Origin of the sequence: Pseudomonas sp. 34 E 7 (assembly GCF_900005715.1) — a bacterium.
Taxonomy (GTDB): Bacteria; Pseudomonadota; Gammaproteobacteria; order Pseudomonadales; family Pseudomonadaceae; genus Aquipseudomonas; species Aquipseudomonas orientalis_A.
Window position 1 is genome coordinate 28,054 of the sequence record NZ_CVTX01000192.1, and the last position, 18,120, is coordinate 46,173.

An 18,120-nucleotide genomic window follows, 5' to 3' on the forward strand; every position below is an offset into this window, starting at 1 on the left:
CCTCGACGTCGGCAAAGTCGACAATCCGCTGCGCTTCCAAGGCCAGTACTACGACCAGGAAAGCGGCCTGCACTACAACCGCCATCGCTACTACCACCCGAATATCGGTCGTTACCTGACGCCGGACCCGGTGAAGCTGGCGGGTGGGATGAATGGGTACCAGTACGTGCCCAATCCTACTGGGTGGGTGGATCCGCTAGGTTTAAGTACATGTCCAGGCGCGGTCGGATGTAAACCACAGCTTAATACAGAAAAATCTCACGGGCAGGTAAAGGTAGATGAGGGAGCTCCCCCGCTACCCAGCTCAGAAAAAAAACGAGAATATCTGTATCGCGGTGACTTAAGAGAACCAGACGAAATCTTTAATAATGGATTTGAAAGTCGAGGAGACAGCACAGACCTTTTCCTGCACGTGTTGAATAATGCCAGTCCTCCTAGCAATTTCGTCCCCACTTCATCCTCAAGGAAACAAGCGTTGGTATTTGCTTCAAGCTTTGGATTCGAAGAAGGTTTCCTTTACACACTGAGGAAAATTCCTGGAATAGACGTAAACAAAGAGCTCGGGAAGCTCTCAAAACATAAAAACGAATTAGAAATCGCAATTCCCGGTCGAATAGATACCAAGGATATTTTAGGTGCATCGCCAGTTAATGAAGACGGAACCTTTAAGGGATATACAATTTTGAACCCGCATAGGAAATACCCATGAAATCACGTGAAATCACCATTATCAAAGACGGGATACGTGACAGTGCAGTGATCGAATATGAAGGCGGTAAATCTACCCTTTATCTATTGCTAAGCAACGGGATCCAAAAAACCTATACAGCAATGGACTTATACGATTGCTTCGGCTTATTAAGAGCTGATATGAAAGACACGTTGTTTCTTTGCAAAGGCGCCAAAATCAACGTCCACACGTCAGGTATGTCTTCACATATGTCAAACGGTCTTATTGCTTACGAACTGACAATGGGGCAGCCAGAAGGGGAACTTGTGCATATATTTTCTTATGAAGAAAACGATCTCACCAATGATATACAAGAGCAGCATGATTTCTGCCAGCGCTGGGCTGAATCGGTGCAAACTTAGCAAATGCATCTGTGACGAGCACGCTCGCCACAGAATGAGCGTCTACCTAAATCCCCGCCAACGCCAAATCCATCGCAAAATACGTAAATATCAAATCCGCCCCCGCGCGCTTGATCGAGCCCAGGGTCTCGCGCACTACGCGATCCTCGTCAATCGCCCCGGCCTGTGCGCCGAATTTGATCATCGCGTACTCGCCGCTCACCTGATACGCCGCCACCGGCAGGCGTGAGGCTTCGCGGATGTCGCGGATGATGTCGAGGTAGGCGCCGGCCGGTTTGACCATCAGCGCATCGGCGCCTTCCTGCTCGTCGAGCAGCGATTCGCGTACGGCCTCGCGGCGGTTCATCGGGTTCATCTGGTAGCTTTTGCGGTCGCCCTTGAGGGCGCTGCCGCCGGCTTCGCGGAACGGGCCGTAGAGGGCCGAGGCGAATTTGGTGGAGTAGGCCATGATCGGGATGTGGGTGAAACCGGCATCGTCCAGGGCGCGGCGGATGGCCTGGACCTGGCCGTCCATCGCCGCCGAGGGCGCGATGACGTCGGCACCGGCGCGGGCGGCGGCCACGGCTTGTTTGCCGAGGTTGACCAGGGTCGCGTCATTATCGACGTGGGCGCCGTGCATCACGCCGCAGTGGCCATGGTCGGTGTATTCGCAGAAGCAGGTGTCGGACATCACGATCATTTCCGGCACGGCGTCCTTGATGATCGACGACATGCGCGAGACCAGGCCGCGCTCTTTCCACGTATCGCTGCCGCTGGCGTCCAGGTGGTGGGAAACGCCAAAGGTCATCACAGACTTGATGCCGGCACGGGCATAGCGCTCGATCTCGCCGGCCAGCTTTTTCTCAGGAATACGCAACACGCCCGGCATGCTGGTGATCGGCACGAAATCGTCGATTTCTTCTTCGACGAAAATCGGCAGCACCAGGTCGTTGAGCGTGAATTCGCTTTCCTGGAACAGGCCACGCAGCTCCGGAGAGCGGCGCAGGCGACGGGGGCGGGCTTGGGGGAACTGGCTGGTCATGGCTTTCCTGAAAAGTGGCTGAAATCTTTGGGGCCAAAGCTTATGCCCCAAGCCCCGGCGGCACAAATGCCGAGGGGCCAACAGTGTATTGCGCAGCACGTAACAATTGCATTGATCTAGAGCTGTAAATGCCCTTCGATGCAGACGGCAACGGCGCCGCCAACCCAGATTTCACTGCCCTGGCGCTCGATGCGAATACGCCCCGCTCGCCCGATGGCGGTGCCTTGGCTGACCACGTAGCGCTCCGGCGCCAGGCCCTCGCCGAGCAGCCATTGGGCAAGCCCGGCGTTCAAGCTGCCGGTGGCCGGGTCTTCCTGAGCACCGTCGCCGGCGATGAAGGCGCGCACCTCAAACTGTGCGTCGTCCCCTGTGCCGGGCGCGATGACGCCAACCGCCAGTCCGAGCAACTGCGAGTAGTCAGGCCGCAGCGCCAGCACAGCCTGTCGATCAGCCAGCATCACCGCCAGCCAACCCGCGCCGTTATCCACCCACTGGCTGCGCACAATAGCGCCGGGCGCCAGGCCCAGCCCCACGCGCACACGCTCAAGCAGTGATGCCTCGACAACGCCGGAACGCAACAGCGGTGGCGCGATGAACGCCAGCTCGTCGCCTTCGCGTCGAATGCGTACCAGGCCGATTTCGCACTCCTGAATGATCTCTTGCCCACGCGCAACACCGCCTGCCTGCAACCACGCATGGCAACTGCCCAAGGTCGGATGCCCGGCAAACGGCAGTTCCTGCAAAGTTGTGAAAATTCTTACCCGGTAGTCGGCTCGTGGGTCACGGGGCGTCAGCAAAAACGTGGTTTCGCTGAGGTTCGTCCACTTGGCGAAGTCGGCCATCTGCTGGTCCGTCAGGCTGTCGGCCCCGAGCACCACGGCAACTGGGTTGCCTTTGAGCGGCACACGGCTGAAGACATCCAGTTGTTTGAAATCGAAAATCGGCATGCTCAGCTCGGAATATTCAGGCCACGAATCACCGCTGGGCGTGCGACAAAACCGTCCAGCGCGCGCAGTACATTAGGGAAATCGGCGATGCCCACCAGGTCGCCCGATTCGTAGAAACCGATCAGGTTGCGAATCCAGGGGAAGGTGGCGATGTCGGCAATGCTGTAATCGTCACCCATGATCCAGGTGCGGCCCAGCAGGCGTTTTTCCAGTACCTGAAGCAAGCGTCGCGATTCGGCGGCATAACGGTCGCGCGGGCGCTTGTCTTCATAGGCCTTGCCGGCGAACTTGTTGAAGAACCCCAACTGGCCGAACATCGGGCCGATCCCGCCCATCTGGAACATCAGCCACTGGAGGGTTTCGTAGCGAGTGGCCGGGTCTTCGGCGAGCAACTGGCTGGTCTTTTCCGCCAGGTAAATCAGGATCGCGCCGGACTCGAACAACGCCAGCGGCTGCCCGCTGGGGCCATTGGGGTCGATGATTGCGGGGATCTTGTTATTGGGGTTCAGCGACAGGAACTCGGGGGATAATTGGTCCTGGGTGTCGAAGCTGACCTTGTGCGCCTCATAAGGCAGGCCCAGCTCTTCGAGCATGATCGAGACTTTTACACCGTTGGGCGTAGGCAGCGAGTACAGTTGCAGGCGCTCCGGGTGCTGCGCGGGCCATTTGCTGTTGATCGGGAAAGCGGCGAGTGCGTTCATCGAGGAAGTTCCTGAGCTCAAAATCCCCATGATAGTCATCTGCTCGGCGTCGTGCATGCGTCATCATTGAGCAACATTGCCTGACTAGAATCCCCGTGGGCGAACCAAAATGCCCGAATGCACTCATAAGTGCGCTTGTTCGGTGAATGGAGGCACCTGGCTATACCGACATGGAACACCCTCAGACGCGCACCGCGCCACTGGGCCGGGCCTGTCAGCCTTAACCCGACGCAAGAAGACTCGAACCTAATGAAGATCAAGCCTCTGCGCCTTGTGCAACACATCAAACGTTATTCATACATCATGTTACCGCTGCTGCTGGTCACGGCGGGTATTGTCACGGCACTGGATGCCCGTGAAAGCCGCGCGCAACCGGTAGACGGCGTGCAAACCCTGGTATTTCTGCGCCACGGCGAAAAACCTGCCGGGGGCCTGGGCCAACTCAATTGCCAGGGCCTGAACCGTGCGATGAACCTGGCCAGTGTCTTGCCGGAAAAATTCGGCAAGGCCGATTTCGTGTTCGCCGCCAACCCGACGCGCAATGTCGAGGAAGGTGAGCACGACAACTCCTACAGCTACATTCGCCCGCTGATGACCATCAGTCCCAGCGCAATCAAGCTGGGCCTGCCGGTCAACATCAAGTTCTCGGCAAACGACACCAGTGCCCTGGCCGATGAACTGGTCGAAGACAAGTACCACAACGCCACGATCTACACCGCCTGGTCCCACGGTTACCTGCCGGAGTTGATCAACAAAGTCGCCAGTGAAGCGGCAGGCGAAAAGCACACCATCACCGAAGACTGGTCCGGTAACGACTATGACTCGCTGTATGTGCTGACACTCACCTGGCACAACGGCAAGGCCTCGCTGCTCAGTCGCAACTACAAGCAGGGACTCGATAATGGTGTGCAAACCTGCCCGGATCCGACCCAAGTCAGCGCAGATATCTGAAGGTTGAGCGTCAGGCGCGTATGATGCTGCGCTATTGACTCATCGGCGGAACATCTTCATGTCCAACCTCCCTTCTGCCCAGCCCAACCGGGGCTGGTCGTTCTGGTGCAAACCTGCGCTGTTTCTCCTGGTGGCCTGCGTCGGCCTCTACTACGTGAAATGGTCGCCCTACTACCTCAAGGCCTTTGTCGCGGCCGACAACCACAGCATCGGTGCCTCGATTCTCAATGACCAGCAAAGCTCGCCCCTCGCGGCGGCGCTGGCCTATGCCCAGGTGTATTTCCTGGCGATCTGGAAAGCCGCCGTGCTGGCGGTGATCCTCGGTTCGCTGCTGCAAGTGCTGATCCCGCGCGACTGGCTGCTGCGCCTGTTTGGCCGGGCCGGACTGGGCTCGACCCTGCGTGGCGGGCTGTTCGCCTTGCCGGGGATGATGTGCAGTTGCTGCGCGGCGCCGGTGGCGGCAGGCATGCGCCGTCAGCAGGTGTCGGTGGGCGCGGCGCTGGCGTTCTGGATTGCCAACCCGGTATTGAACCCGGCCACGCTGGTGTTCATGGGCTTTGTGCTGGGTTGGGGCTTTACCGCGTTGCGGCTGGTGGCGGGGATTGTGCTGGTGGTGGGTGTGTCATTGATCGCGCAGCGTATTGCGCGCCCGGACCAAGTGCCGGAAGCGGCGCTGGAGGCCGTGGCCGAGGTCAGCACTGCTGAGTCCGAACCCTTCCTGACGCGCTGGTTACGGACGTTGTGGCAGCTGTTCTGGAGCACCATCCCGGTGTATATCCTCGCGGTGCTGATCCTCGGCGCGGCACGGGTCTGGCTGTTCCCCCATGTGGACGGGGCGATGGCCGACAGCCTTGTGTGGCTGGTTCCGCTGGCGATAGTCGGCACGTTATTCGTGATTCCTACGGCGGCCGAGATTCCCATCGTACAAACCATGATGACCCTGGGCATGGGCACCGGCCCGGCCGTCGCCTTGCTGATGACCCTGCCGAGCATAAGCTTGCCGTCGCTGCTGATGCTGCGCAAGGATTTCGATGCGCGGGTGCTGGTGACGGTGGCCGGGCTGACCATGCTGATGGGAGTGGTGTGCGGGTTGATCGGGGCGGTGATTCTTTAGATTTCAAGTGGGCTGACGACCCTTTCGCGGCCGTCGCCGTACCGCCATCTACTGTGGGAGGGGGCTTGCCCCCGATAGCGGTACATCAGTCGCAACATCAGTGGCTGACACTCCGCCATCGGGGGCAAGCCCCCTCCCACATTTTGATTTGCATGCATCCAGCGCAGTGCTTTACAACCAATGCCAGAACCGGCTCCAGAACCCTCGACCCAACTCATCCTTGCACCCGGCATATTGCCGCGCATACAGCTGCGAACGCGCCTGCACCTTGCTCGCCACCGGCAGTAGCCAGGCTTTGCTGGCGTAGGTGCGCTGTCGGTAGCCGCCCCTACAAAAAACCCTTAAGGCTTGCCCGCGAAGGCGTCTTTGAAACCTGCCAATCAACTGCGCCGAACACCACGCTCACGCAAGTATTCCACCACCGCCCCCTGCTCCCCGGCGAACTCGATCCGCGCGCCTTTCTTTTCACGCTGAAACGCGTACATCGGGTCGTAATACTCGCGCAACAAGCCTTCGATCCACACGCGGTGCAGGTCCACTGCCCCGCTGCGTGCCTGTTCCGCCAGGGCGTCCTGCAAAATCGCCTGCAGCCGCTGAAAGCGTTCGCCGCCCAGGCGCTTATGGATATTGGCAAGGCTTTGAGTCAGACGTTCGGCAAACAGTGCCTGGCCATTTTCACCCAATACCTCAATGAACTCGGCGCACAGGTCGACCACATAATCGCGCAGGATGCGCTCGACGCGACCTTCAACGCTGTCTTCGAGCCACACCATCGGGAATGCCTGCATACCTTTGTGTAACGGCAGCGGCAGCGCGCAGCTGCCGATCATGCGGCTCTCGTCCTCGACCACGAACTGTTCGATGCCCGCCGCGCGTTTTTTCAGCACGTCCACCGCGAGGCGGTTTTCGAAGTCGATAGTGGAAGGCTGCGCCGTGGCGCGCTTGCCGAAGCTGGAGCCGCGATGGTTGGCATGGCCTTCCAGGTCCAGGGCGTTGCGTAACTGACCGAGCACTTCGGTCTTGCCGGTGCCGGTCATGCCGCCGAGCAGCACAAAATCACATTGAGCAGTCGCCTGGTCCAGCGTATCCAGTAGGAAAGTACGCATCGCCTTGTAGCCACCACCGACACGCGGATACTCGATACCCGCTTCGGTTTTCAGCCATTGCTGCACAATCTGCGAGCGCAACCCGCCGCGAAAGCAGTACAGGTAGCCCTGTGGATTGGCCTGGGCGAACTGTGCCCATTGCTCGATACGCACGGCCTTGACCGCCCCCGACACCAGCTCATGGCCCAGCACGATTGCAGCTTGCTGGCCTTGCTGCTTGTAGCAGGTGCCGACCCGCTGGCGCTCTTCGTCGGTCATCAGCGGCAGGTTGACCACGCCGGGGAACGCGCCCTTGGTGAACTCGACCGGCGCGCGGGTATCCATCATCGGCCGGTCGTTGAGGAAAATGTCGCGGTAATCGGTGATATCAGTCGCCATCAAATCACCTCTACCGCGTTGGTCTGTCGCTCAAGCAGTTCGCCAATGGACTCCAGGACCAGGCCCAGTTCAGCGGCCACCGCGTGGAACTCGGCGTCGCCTTCGGGCGTGACGGCGATCAGCAAGCCACCGCTGGTTTGCGGATCGCACAGCACGCGCTTGTGCAGTTCCTGCACGCGCCCGACCTTGCTGGCGTAGCTGTCGAAGTTGCGCAAGGTGCCACCGGGTACGCAGCCCTGGTCCAGGTAGTATTCGACGCCTGGCAAGCGTGGGACTTTTGCATATTCGATGCGGGCCGTGAGGCCGCTGCCGTCGGCCATTTCCACCAGATGGCCCAACAGGCCGAAACCGGTGACATCGGTCATCGCAGTCACCCCGGCCAGCTTGCCGAAGCGGCTACCGGGTTTGTTGAGGGTGCACATCCAGTCGCGGGCCAGGCCGATGTCGGCCTCGCGCAATTTGCCCTTCTTTTCGGCGGTGGTGAGGATGCCGATGCCCAAGGGTTTGGTCAGGTACAGCTTGCACCCTGCGGTGGCGGTGTCGTTGCGCTTCATATGGCGTTTTTGCACGATGCCGGTCACGGCCAGGCCGAAGATCGGTTCCGGCGCGTCAATGGAATGCCCACCCGCCAGCGGAATGCCCGCAGCGTCGCACACCGCACGGCCACCGCGGATCACTTCGCGGGCGATCTCCGGCGCCAGCACATTCACCGGCCAGCCAAGAATGGCAATAGCCATCAACGGGTCGCCGCCCATGGCGTAGATGTCGCTGATGGCGTTGGTGGCGGCAATGCGCCCGAAGTCGAAGGGATCGTCGACAATCGGCATGAAAAAGTCCGTGGTGGATACCACGCCGCGTTCGTCGTCGATGGCGTACACCGCCGCATCATCGCGTGAAGCGTTGCCCACCCAGAGGTTGGGATCGAGGTTTTGTGCGCCACTGCCGGCCAGAATCACCTCCAGCACCTGAGGCGAGATCTTGCAACCGCAACCCGCACCATGGCTGTACTGCGTAAGTCGAATCTGCTCGCTCATGGGAAACCTCTAGCTATCGTGTAGGAAAATTCTACCAGATAGCCAAAAGCCAACCGCGCTCTAATGAACGCGGCCGGCTTTTCAGGTCAAGCGTTACTGCCGGGCTGCCAACAAACGCGCGTGCCGGTTACGTCGTGCAATGTTCAGGCATTCGATCGCCGCCGAGAACGCCATGGCCGCATACACGTAGCCTTTTGGCACATGGGCGCCGAAGCCTTCGGCGATCAGCGTCATGCCGATCATGATCAGGAAACCCAGGGCCAGCATCACCACGGTCGGGTTGTCGTTGATGAACTTGGCCAAGGGTTCGGCCGCCACCAGCATCACGATGACCGAGGTCACCACGGCAATGATCATGATCGGCAAGTGTTCGGTCATGCCCACTGCCGTGATGATGCTGTCGATGGAGAACACCAGGTCGAGCAGCAGGATCTGTCCGATGGCGGCAGCAAAGCCGATGGCCACCGTATTGCCAACGCTGGCTTTCTCTTCGGGCGCCGGGTCCATGCTGTGGTGGATCTCGGTGGTTGCCTTCCACACCAGGAACAGGCCACCGGCGATCAGGATCATGTCCTTCCACGAAAAGGCCTGGCCGAACACTTCGAACACCGGCGCCGTCAGCTGCACGATAAAGGCAATGGTGCTCAGCAAGCCCAGGCGCAATATCAGCGCCATGCTGATGCCAATGCGCCGCGCCTTGGCCCGATGCTGCTCGGGCAGTTTGTTGGTGAGGATCGAGATGAAGATCAGGTTATCGATGCCCAGCACGATTTCCATGACGATCAAGGTGGCCAGCGCGATCCACGCGGTGGGGCTGGCGGCCAGTTGTAAAAGATAATCCATAGGTCAGTCCTGACGTTGTGCTGGGAAATTAGGTTTCTTGGGTGTTCGATTCAGCGTCTTTTTCTGCCGGGTCGTCCTTTTTCTGCGGACTGATCAAGCCTTGGGTCGCTTCACTCAATGCCTGTTCGGCGGCCTTCTGGGTGTCATCGATGGCTTGCTTGGCCGACTCGGTGGCCTTGCCCAGCACCTGCTGCGCGCTTTTCTCGACCTGATCACAACCGCTGATCATCACCAATGAAAGCGCAAGCAGCGACGCCGCGCCCAGGGAATTGAGTTTCATGATGTATTCCTCGTTAGAACCCCTGGGGCCAAATAGTGGCCCCGCGATAGCGAGGCATTCTATGCAGATGAACAGTTCAGAAAAATTCGTATTTTTCTCATGTATACTTCGGTTTTTACGAAGTGTAGACGGTGATGCTCAATTATCGACAGTTGCATTACTTTTGGGTGGTGGCGAAGACGGGCAGCATTGTGCGCGCCTGCGAACAACTGAACCTTACGCCCCAAACCATCAGCGGGCAGATCAGCCTGTTGGAACAGACCTTTGGCATCGCCCTGTTTCAGCGCGTAGGGCGCCAGCTGGAGCTGACCGAAACCGGGCGCCAGGCCCTGCCCTACGCCGAGCAGATGTTCCAGACCGGCAATGAATTGGAGGCGATGCTGCGCGCGCAGCCCAATGAGCAGCAGATCGTGTTTCGCGTCGGGGTGGCGGACGTGGTGCCCAAGTCCATCGTGTACCGCCTGATCGCGCCCACCATGGAGCTGAGCGAACCGATCCGCATCACGTGCCGTGAAGACAAACTCGAACGGTTATTGGCCGACCTGGCGATCCAGCGCCTGGACCTGGTGATTTCCGACAGCCCGATGCCTACTCACCTGGACATCAAGGGCTACAGCCAGAAGCTGGGGGAATGCGGCATCAGCTTTTTTGCCACCCACGCGTTGGCCGAGCAACATGGCGGCGCGTTCCCGGCGTGTTTGCACGGCGCACCGTTGTTGATCCCCGGCGCGGAGACCGTGGTGCGCAGCCGTTTGCAGCGCTGGTTCGCCGATCAGCAGATTCAGCCCAGGATCATCGGCGAGTTCGACGACAGCGCCTTGATGCAGGCATTCGGGCAATCCGGCAGCGGCATTTTTATCGCCCCCAGCGTGATCGCCGATGAGGTGGTGCGCCAGTACGGCGTGGCACTGATCGGCCAGACCGACGCGGTGACCGAATCGTTTTACGCCATCTCGGTGGAGCGCAAGGTCAAGCACCCGGGCATCGTGGCGATTACCGAAGGCGCCCGACGCGAACTGTTTACCGCCCTGCCCTGAGCACACTGTGGGCGCGATTTGGCAAATCCGACGGTGGCGGTGACGCAATGACGCAGCAAACGGGACTCGTCCTACAGCATGCTAGACTTTGCGCCTGCTTCCTACAGTACTTTCTCCCTGCAATGCTGTGCCCACTAAAAAAACTAGAGACAACCGTTTATGACTGCTGCCCCTTCTCTGCTGCAACGTTTAATGCGCGTCAGCCTGGTCACCCAAATCATCATCGGCCTGATCGCCGGCATTCTGCTGGCCCTGTTGCTGCCAGAGGCCGCCAAGGCCACCGGCTTTATCGGCAAAGTGTTCGTCGCGGCCCTGAAGGCCGTCGCGCCGATCCTGGTGTTCGTGCTGGTGATGGCGTCCATCGCCAATCATAAACACGGCCAGCAAACCCATATCCGACCGATCCTGTTCCTGTATTTGCTGGGTACCTTTGCCGCTGCGGTGGTCGCGGTGGTTGCCAGCATGATGTTCCCGTCTTCCCTGGTCCTGGCTACCCATGACGCCACCGTCAGCGCCCCCGGCGGTATCGGCGAGGTGCTGCAAAGCCTGCTGCTCAGCGTGGTGGATAACCCGGTCAGCGCGCTGATGAATGCCAACTTCATTGGCATCCTGGCCTGGGCCATCGGCATGGGCATTGCCATTCGCCATGCAGGCGACACCACCCGCACCGTGCTCGACGACCTGTCCAATGGCGTAACGCTGATCGTACGGATGGTGATCCGCTTCGCCCCGCTGGGGATCTTCGGCCTGGTCGCCTCGACCCTGGCCACCTCCGGCTTCGGCGCCCTGCTCGGCTATGCCCATCTGCTGGTGGTATTGATCGGCTGCATGCTGTTTGTGGCGCTGGTGATCAACCCGGCCATCGTATTCTGGAAACTGCGTCGCAACCCTTACCCCCTGGTGCTGCTGTGCCTGCGCGAAAGCGGTATCACCGCGTTCTTTACCCGCAGCTCGGCGGCGAATATTCCGGTGAACCTGGCGTTGAGCAAACGCCTGGGCCTGCATGAAGACACGTATTCGGTGTCGATCCCCCTGGGTGCCACGATCAACATGGCCGGTGCGGCAATCACCATCACTGTACTGACGCTGGCAGCCGTGCATACGCTGGGCATCGCCGTGGACCTGCCCACCGCCGTACTGCTCAGCGTGGTCGCGGCCATCTGTGCCTGCGGGGCTTCGGGCGTGGCCGGCGGCTCGCTGCTGCTGATTCCGCTGGCGTGCAGTCTGTTCGGCATTCCGAGTGAGATTGCCATGCAGGTGGTGGCTGTCGGCTTCATCATCGGCGTATTGCAGGATTCGGCGGAAACCGCGCTCAACTCGTCCACCGATGTGTTGTTCACCGCAGCGGCGTGTTTGGACAAGGATGCACAGCCGGCTTGAACACCAGCCATTGCGCAACGAGCCGGACGCGGAGCGTCCAGGGCGGCATTCCCACGCAGAGCGTGGGAACGATCATGTCACAGGCTTAGAAAGCGCCCATGTAGTCACGCTTGCCCACTTCCACGCCGTTGTGACGCAACAAGGCGTAAGCGGTGGTGACGTGGAAGAAGAACTGCGGCAGGCCGTAGGTCAGCAGGTAGGACTGGCCGCTGAAGCGCTTCTCTTTCGGGGTGCCCGGGCGAGTGACGATCTCGATGCCTTCCTTGCCGTCGATTTGCTCAGGCTTGATGGTGTCGACAAAGGCCAGCACTTTGGCGATCAACGCTTGCAGGTCGGCGAAGGTGACTTCGCTGTCTTCGTACTTGGGCACTTCAATCTCGGCCAGGCGTGCACTGACACCTTTGGCGAAGTCGACAGCAATCTGTACCTGGCGCACCAGTTGGAACATGTCCGGGAACAGGCGCGCCTGCAGCAAGGCGTTCGGCTCGATGTTTTTGGCGCTGGCGTGGGCTTCGGCCTTGTTCAGCACATCGCTCAGGGCGTTGAGCATTTGCTTGAAGACTGGGATGGAAGCGGCATACAGGGAAATAGTCATGTCAGTCTCACGGTAATGGCAGGGTTGGAACCAGCGACGATTATAGCCATGCCTGCCGCTTGTCTTTTATTTTTTCCGGCTTAGGCTAGTGGATTCACTGCATAGGGAACGCGCGATGACCGCCGAGCACGACACCGACACTTCTGAGCCGCGCCTGAACAGCACGGAAATCCGCGTCCTGGGCTGCCTGATCGAGAAGCAGGCAACCAACCCGGAAACCTACCCCCTGACCCTTAACGCCCTGGTGCTGGCCTGTAACCAGAAGACCAGCCGCGAACCGGTGACCAACCTCAGCCAGGGCCAGGTTGGCCAAAGCTTGCGCGTACTGGAAGGCCAGGGTTTTACCCGGCTGGTCATGGGCAGCCGCGCCGACCGCTGGGAACACCGCGTCGACAAGGCGCTGGAACTGGTACCGGCGCAGGTCATCCTGATCGGGCTGTTGTTCCTGCGCGGGCCGCAGACCGTCAACGAGTTGCTGACGCGCAGCGGGCGCATGCATGACTTTGAAGACGCCGAGCAAGTGGTGCATCAGTTGGAACGCCTGATTGCCCGCGGCTTGGCTGTGTTGGTGCCGCGCCAGGCGGGGCAGCGCGAGGATCGGTATACCCATGCGCTGGGCGACCCGGCGGATATCGAAGCGATTATTGCCGCACGCGGGAACCCGGTGGAGCGTGGCGGCGGGGCCGTCGGCGCCGAGCGCATTGAAGAGCTGGAGGCGCGAATTGCCGCCCTGGAAGAACGCCTGACACAGTTGGAACAGGCCTGACGAGATTCAATCTTGCGCTAATGCCAGTCAGTTAAGCGCACACCACCGTCTGTAGGAGCGATGGGGACGCCTAGCTCTTGCTCGCGAAAAACTCACTGGCATCGCGTTCATTCAGAAAACACGCGTTATCGTTGACGTTTTTCGCGAGCAAGCTCGCTCCTACAAGGCGTCAGCTCCGGGCGAAGGCCACCGCCGCCTGGAACTGCTCCTGCGTAGGGCGCACGCCGGTATACAGCACAAACTGCTCCAGCGCCTGGATCGCAATCACTTCAAGCCCGGTAATCACCCGCTTGCCCTTGGCACGCGCACGCACGATCAACGGTGTTTCAGCAGGGATCGCGACGACATCGAACACCGTCTCGGCGTTGTCCACGGCCTCGGCCGCAAATGCCAGCTGATCCGCTTCCGCCCCGCCGCTCATGCCGATCGGTGTCACATTCACCAGCAGTTGCGGGCGTAACTCGCCCAACTCAGCCTGCCATGCGTACCCCAGGTTCTGCGACAGGGCCCTGCCCGCCGCTTCGTTGCGCGCCACGATCACACCCTTGGCGTAACCGCCATCGCGTAAGGCACTGGCTACGGCCTTGGCCATGCCGCCGCTGCCGCGCAGGGCGAAGCTCGAATCTTTCGGCACCTGGTGCTTTTTCAGCAGCTGCTCGACGGCCATGTAATCGGTGTTGTAGGCCTTGAGACGGCCATCGGTGTTGACGATGGTGTTCAGCGAATCGATGGCTTGAACCGAATCGTCAAGTTCGTCCACTAAAGCGATGGCAGCTTCCTTGAACGGCATGGACACGCCACAGCCACGAATGCCCAGGGCCCGTATGCCGCCGATCGCGCCAGGCAAGTCCTGGCTGCTGAAGGCTTTATAGTAGAAATTCAGGCCCAACTGCTCATACAGATGGTTATGGAAACGCAGGCCAAAATTTCCGGGACGTGCCGACAGTGACATGCACAGCCGGGTGTCCTTGTTGGGGTGCATCTGCATGGGTAACTCCTTGAGGTAAGCAAATCGGTACAGACCTTACACAACCTTTACCTATTGGCTGTGCTGTTTTTTAGAAATACGTTGTCTTAAAAGTATCCCCGCGACAATCCTTGAGTCTATTGATTGCAGACCACAAGCGCAGGGGCTAACCGAGGAAAGATCATGATGCGTAAAGTCCCCAGGATTGCTTTGCTTATTGGCGCACTCGCTATGGCAGGCCAAGCTTCCGCTCACGGTGGTGGGTGGGGCGGCCCGGCCGTGTTGGGTGCGATTGTCGGTGCGGCTGTCGTTGGTTCCGTGGTTGCCAGCCAGCCTCGTGAGGTCTATGTACAGCAACAACCGGTGTACGTGCAGCCGCAGCCGGTGTATGCCGCTCCGCCGCCGGTCTACTACGCGCCGCCACCACCGGTGTACGTGCAGCAACAGGTCTATTACCGCCCGGCGCCCGTCTATTACGGCCCGCCACGGGGTTATGGCTACTATGGCCCGCCCCACGGCTACTATCGCCACGGCTGGTAACCGCCGATCGGTGCACACGCCACAGGCCTCGCCCACACGCGGGGCCTTTTTTTGCGGCAAAGTCTGGATTTATGCTGCCAAGGTCGTTGTGAGGACAATGCTTGAGCGCCGATCCCACATCATCAGGTTGGGATCGCCTCTTGATCGACTCATACAAACGCTGTCATGTTTGTGTCACCAAGCCGTCTCAGTATTGATTCTGTCCACTCAATAACAATTAAGGACGATGGACCATGCCCACGCAAAATCCGCACCGCACCGCTGGCCTCTGCACGTCCAGCAAGGTCTACAGCGCCTTGACCGAACTCAAGCACCTGGAAGGCCACCGCAGCGCAAAGTTCCTGGCATTGCTGGCCGAAAGCCTGGTGCGCAAAGGCTTGCTCAGCGAACAGGAAGTGGTGCACATGCTCGATCAGGTGGTGGACTGACGCCTGGCATTGATGTCGACTATCGAGCCAGGTGATTTTTCCTCGGCGCCGGCGCACCGTAAGGTGACCTCCATAACGTTTGGAGGTACTTATGCCCACTGTTCAGATCATGTCCGTCATCGGCAGCGCCGTTCCCGCCCCTCTTCGCAAGCGCGGCCTGCTCGCCTGCTGGTACGTGGTAAGCGATGGCGAGCCCATCAGCGGCCCGCTCACCTCATTATCCGACGCCCAGATGCAACGCCAGCTGGCAGCCGGCTACAGGCTTGAAGCCTAGGGCAGCGGCAGCTTGACGCGTGGCTTGGTTTCGACAAACAACGCCCAGCAGGATATGAACAGCGCCGCGACCAGCGGCCCGATCACGAAACCATTGAGGCCAAACACCGACAGCCCGCCCAGGGTCGAGATCAGGATCAGGTAATCCGGCATCTTGGTGTCCTTGCCCACCAGGATCGGGCGCAGCACATTGTCCACCAGGCCGATCACGAACACGCCGAACAAGGCCAGCACAACGCCCTGCCAGATCGAACCGCTCAACAGGAAGTACGCGGCCACCGGTCCCCAGACAATCCCGGCGCCCACCGCAGGCAGCAGGGACAGAAACGCCATCAATACCGCCCAGAGCAACGCGCTGGGAATATCCAGAAACCAGAAGATCAAGCCCCCCAGCGCACCCTGGGTGACAGCCACCAGCACGTTGCCCTTGACCGTAGCCCGCACCACCCGGTTGAACTTGAGTTGCAGGCGACGCTTTTGCGGCTCGGCCAGCGGCACCGCCGTGCGCACCTTGCGTACCAGCTCCGGGCCGTCGCGCAGCAGGAAAAACAGCAGGTACAGCATGATGAAGAAGCTCACCAGGAAATCGAACGTGCCCTGGCCGAAGCTGAATGCCTGGGAGGCGAAGAACTGGCTGCCCTGCATCGCGCCCTTGACCACCTTCTCGCGCAGACCTTCCAGGTTGCCCATGCCGAAACGGTCCAGCAGGTGCTGGAAATACGGCGGCAGGAAATGCTTGAACTGCTCGATATAACCGGCCACATCCAACTTGCCGCTTTCGACGTTTTTATAGAGCGTGGCGCCCTCTTGCACCAGCAAGGCGCTGGTAATGATCACCGGCAAAATCGCGATCACCAGGCACACCAGCAAGGTGGTCAGGGACGTCAGGTTGCGGTTCCAGCCAAAGCGCTGCTGCAGGCGGCGCTGCATGGGCGCAAAGATGATGCCGAGGATCACCGCCCAGAACACCGCGCCGTAGAACGGCAGCAATATCCAGATAAAGGCGACCGTGACCAGGGCCAGCAGTAACAACAAGGTTTTGAATTGCAGATTGGTTTGATTCATGTCCGATCCATGTCAGAAAAGCAGAGCGCGCATGTGCGCCCTGCTGCTTAGTCCGCTGCCAGCGCTGCGAGTGCCATCTTTGTTGCAAGGGTAGACGCAGATCAATCGTGCTGATGCGCGTCCTCTGACGTCGCACCGGGTAAATAAATCCAGGCCTCCACCCTCTCTCCACACAACCTCCCACAAACATCCATGCGCGTTGTACACACTCAGCCCTTCCCCGCCTTGAACAGCAACGGCACCCCAAGGAGTTGATATGTCTTTCAATACTGGCCTTAGCGGTCTGCACGCCGCCAACAAGCAGATGGACGTGACGGGCAATAACATCGCCAACGTCGCGACCACAGGCTTCAAGTCCTCCCGTGCGGAATTCGCCGACATCTATGCCGCCTCCAAACTGGGTACCGGCCAGAACAGCATCGGCAACGGGGTGAACCTGGCGACCGTGTCTCAGCAGTTCACTCAAGGCGACGTCAACGGCAGCGGCGGCATCCTCGACATGGCGATTCAGGGCAGTGGTTTCTTCGTCCAGAAAGGCAGCGACGGTTCGCTGGCCTACACCCGCAGCGGTGCCTTCCGTGCCGACAAAGACGGCTACATCACCAACAACACGGGCACCTCGCGCCTGCAAGGCTACGCGGCGGATGCCGATGGCAAGATTATCAAGCGTGGCCTGACCGACCTGCAACTGAACCTGTCGAACCTGCCGCCGAAGGCCTCCACCAAGGTGGACTCCACCAGTAACCTGAACGCCTCGGAACGGGTGATCGACCAGGCGGCCAAGCCATTCAACCCGACCGACACCAGCACCTTTACCACTCAATACAGCACGACGTTGTACGACGCCCAGGGCAACGCGCACCCGATGGTGCAGTACCTGGTGAAAACCGACGGCAACAAGTGGAACGCCTACACCTTGATTGACGGTCGCAACCCTGATGGTTCGGCGCCAACCGGCACGCCATCGACCCCACCGGTGCCGTCGACATTGACCTTTGACGGTGCAGGCAGGCTCACCAGCGTGGTAACCGCAGGCGTATCCGATAAAATCCTGACCATTACCGGCTGGGTCCCTGGCACTGTGACGGGAGGTGTGTGGAAAGCAAACGGCGCGACTGCCAATCCGACCGGGATCGCCATCAACATCGCCAACACCACCCAATACAATTCGGCCACTTATCGCAACCCGCCGTTCACCGACGGCTATGCCACCGGCCAGATCACCGGCCTTAAAATCGACGGCAACGGGGTACTGTTCGCCACGTTCAGTAACCAGCAGAGCAAGGCTGTGGGCCAGATATCGCTGGCGAGCTTCAACAACGAACAAGGCCTGCAGCCTGGCGGCAGCACGACCTGGCGAGAGACCTTCGCTTCGGGCCAACCCGGTTACGACGCCCCGCAAACCGGTACGCTGGGTTCGATCAAGGCCAACGCCCTGGAAAACTCCAACGTCAACCTGACCAACGAGTTGGTCGACCTGATCAAGGCCCAGAGCAACTATCAGGCGAACGCAAAAACCATCTCGACCGAAAGCACCATCCTCAAGACATTGATTCAGATGAGCTGATGCCGTACAGCCTGTGAACCTCTCACGCATTGCCG

At 59.8% G+C, this 18,120-nt stretch carries 21 protein-coding genes and 1 pseudogene; 11 read left to right on the plus strand and 11 right to left on the minus strand.

Going from position 1 to position 18,120, the window contains the following annotated elements; all coding sequences use genetic code 11:
* Both BFP96_RS31525 and BFP96_RS27620 read left to right on the plus strand, forming a co-directional pair.
* On the plus strand, positions 1-709 hold a 709-nt coding region (locus tag BFP96_RS31525; protein ID WP_305885267.1), incomplete at its 5' end, for an RHS repeat-associated core domain-containing protein.
* Positions 706-1,092: a hypothetical protein gene (locus tag BFP96_RS27620; protein ID WP_065891835.1), complete on the plus strand. Its 387-nt coding sequence runs from the start codon at positions 706-708 to the stop codon at positions 1,090-1,092. The genes BFP96_RS31525 and BFP96_RS27620, both read left to right, overlap by 4 nt.
* Before the next feature lie 46 nt (positions 1,093-1,138).
* On the opposite strand, the gene hemB is transcribed toward BFP96_RS27620, so the two are convergent.
* From hemB to BFP96_RS27635, 3 genes are all read right to left on the minus strand, one after another.
* A complete protein-coding gene (hemB, locus tag BFP96_RS27625) occupies positions 1,139-2,113 on the minus strand; it encodes a porphobilinogen synthase (RefSeq protein WP_016977356.1) in 975 nt (324 codons plus the stop codon).
* A gap of 116 nt (positions 2,114-2,229) precedes the next feature.
* On the minus strand, positions 2,230-3,060 hold the full coding sequence (locus tag BFP96_RS27630; RefSeq protein ID WP_065891834.1) for a PhzF family phenazine biosynthesis protein: 831 nt from the start codon (positions 3,058-3,060) through the stop codon (positions 2,230-2,232).
* Between the two features lie 2 nt (positions 3,061-3,062).
* Entirely contained in the window at positions 3,063-3,761 is a 699-nt protein-coding gene (locus tag BFP96_RS27635) for a glutathione S-transferase N-terminal domain-containing protein (RefSeq protein WP_065891833.1), read from the minus strand.
* 249 nt (positions 3,762-4,010) lie between these two features.
* Here BFP96_RS27635 and BFP96_RS27640 point away from each other — a divergent pair, with 249 nt between their 5' ends.
* A complete protein-coding gene (locus BFP96_RS27640; protein WP_065884075.1) occupies positions 4,011-4,712 on the plus strand; it encodes a histidine phosphatase family protein in 702 nt (233 codons plus the stop codon).
* Between the two features lie 58 nt (positions 4,713-4,770).
* Entirely contained in the window at positions 4,771-5,826 is a 1,056-nt protein-coding gene (locus BFP96_RS27645) for a permease (RefSeq protein ID WP_065884073.1), read from the plus strand.
* 171 nt (positions 5,827-5,997) lie between these two features.
* On the opposite strand, the pseudogene BFP96_RS31530 reads toward BFP96_RS27645, so the two are convergent.
* The 5 genes and pseudogenes from BFP96_RS31530 to BFP96_RS27665 all read right to left on the minus strand — a co-directional run.
* Positions 5,998-6,153 (minus strand): annotated as a pseudogene (locus BFP96_RS31530) (hypothetical protein); the annotation flags it as partial.
* Between the two features lie 53 nt (positions 6,154-6,206).
* Positions 6,207-7,310 (minus strand): tRNA 2-selenouridine(34) synthase MnmH, encoded by a 1,104-nt coding sequence (mnmH, locus tag BFP96_RS27650; RefSeq protein ID WP_065896552.1) that lies wholly within the window; start codon positions 7,308-7,310, stop codon positions 6,207-6,209.
* Positions 7,310-8,344, minus strand: a complete 1,035-nt coding sequence (gene selD, locus BFP96_RS27655) for a selenide, water dikinase SelD (protein ID WP_065891831.1) — start codon at positions 8,342-8,344, stop codon at positions 7,310-7,312. Before selD ends, mnmH begins: the two co-directional genes overlap by 1 nt.
* Before the next feature lie 93 nt (positions 8,345-8,437).
* Positions 8,438-9,187: a TerC family protein gene (locus BFP96_RS27660; RefSeq protein WP_065884069.1), complete on the minus strand. Its 750-nt coding sequence runs from the start codon at positions 9,185-9,187 to the stop codon at positions 8,438-8,440.
* A gap of 28 nt (positions 9,188-9,215) precedes the next feature.
* Positions 9,216-9,467, minus strand: a complete 252-nt coding sequence (locus BFP96_RS27665; RefSeq protein WP_065891830.1) for a hypothetical protein — start codon at positions 9,465-9,467, stop codon at positions 9,216-9,218.
* Positions 9,468-9,601: 134 nt separating this feature from the next.
* On the opposite strand from BFP96_RS27665, the gene nhaR reads away from it, so the two are divergent.
* Both nhaR and sstT read left to right on the plus strand, forming a co-directional pair.
* Positions 9,602-10,504 carry a transcriptional activator NhaR gene (gene nhaR, locus BFP96_RS27670; RefSeq protein WP_065937400.1) on the plus strand — a complete coding sequence of 301 codons (903 nt, stop codon included), beginning with the start codon at positions 9,602-9,604 and terminating at the stop codon, positions 10,502-10,504.
* 159 nt (positions 10,505-10,663) lie between these two features.
* A complete protein-coding gene (gene sstT / locus BFP96_RS27675) occupies positions 10,664-11,884 on the plus strand; it encodes a serine/threonine transporter SstT (protein WP_065932879.1) in 1,221 nt (406 codons plus the stop codon).
* Between the two features lie 85 nt (positions 11,885-11,969).
* On the opposite strand, the gene BFP96_RS27680 is transcribed toward sstT, so the two are convergent.
* Complete coding sequence (locus BFP96_RS27680; RefSeq protein ID WP_057726249.1) at positions 11,970-12,479, minus strand: DUF1993 domain-containing protein; 510 nt, start codon at positions 12,477-12,479, stop codon at positions 11,970-11,972.
* A gap of 115 nt (positions 12,480-12,594) precedes the next feature.
* On the opposite strand from BFP96_RS27680, the gene BFP96_RS27685 reads away from it, so the two are divergent.
* Positions 12,595-13,245, plus strand: a complete 651-nt coding sequence (locus BFP96_RS27685) for a YceH family protein (RefSeq protein ID WP_065937401.1) — start codon at positions 12,595-12,597, stop codon at positions 13,243-13,245.
* A gap of 169 nt (positions 13,246-13,414) precedes the next feature.
* Here BFP96_RS27685 and BFP96_RS27690 read toward each other — a convergent pair whose 3' ends face one another.
* Entirely contained in the window at positions 13,415-14,233 is an 819-nt protein-coding gene (locus tag BFP96_RS27690) for a shikimate 5-dehydrogenase (protein ID WP_065937402.1), read from the minus strand.
* Positions 14,234-14,398: 165 nt separating this feature from the next.
* Between BFP96_RS27690 and BFP96_RS27695 the strand changes: the two genes are divergently transcribed.
* The 3 genes from BFP96_RS27695 (at position 14,399) to BFP96_RS27705 (ending at position 15,454) form a co-directional block, all read left to right on the plus strand.
* Positions 14,399-14,752 (plus strand): hypothetical protein, encoded by a 354-nt coding sequence (locus tag BFP96_RS27695; protein ID WP_065884089.1) that lies wholly within the window; start codon positions 14,399-14,401, stop codon positions 14,750-14,752.
* A 233-nt stretch (positions 14,753-14,985) separates the two neighbouring features.
* The gene (locus tag BFP96_RS27700; RefSeq protein WP_057726255.1) at positions 14,986-15,180 is read left to right on the plus strand and encodes a hypothetical protein; all 195 of its coding nucleotides are present in this window, start codon (positions 14,986-14,988) and stop codon (positions 15,178-15,180) included.
* Between the two features lie 91 nt (positions 15,181-15,271).
* Positions 15,272-15,454 carry a hypothetical protein gene (locus tag BFP96_RS27705; protein WP_065884060.1) on the plus strand — a complete coding sequence of 61 codons (183 nt, stop codon included), beginning with the start codon at positions 15,272-15,274 and terminating at the stop codon, positions 15,452-15,454.
* Here BFP96_RS27705 and BFP96_RS27710 read toward each other — a convergent pair.
* Entirely contained in the window at positions 15,451-16,518 is a 1,068-nt protein-coding gene (locus BFP96_RS27710; RefSeq protein ID WP_065891825.1) for an AI-2E family transporter, read from the minus strand. The two genes, BFP96_RS27705 and BFP96_RS27710, sit on opposite strands and share 4 nt — an antisense overlap.
* Before the next feature lie 256 nt (positions 16,519-16,774).
* On the opposite strand from BFP96_RS27710, the gene flgE reads away from it, so the two are divergent.
* Positions 16,775-18,085, plus strand: a complete 1,311-nt coding sequence (flgE, locus tag BFP96_RS27715) for a flagellar hook protein FlgE (protein WP_065937403.1) — start codon at positions 16,775-16,777, stop codon at positions 18,083-18,085.
* Positions 18,086-18,120 lie beyond the last annotated feature (35 nt).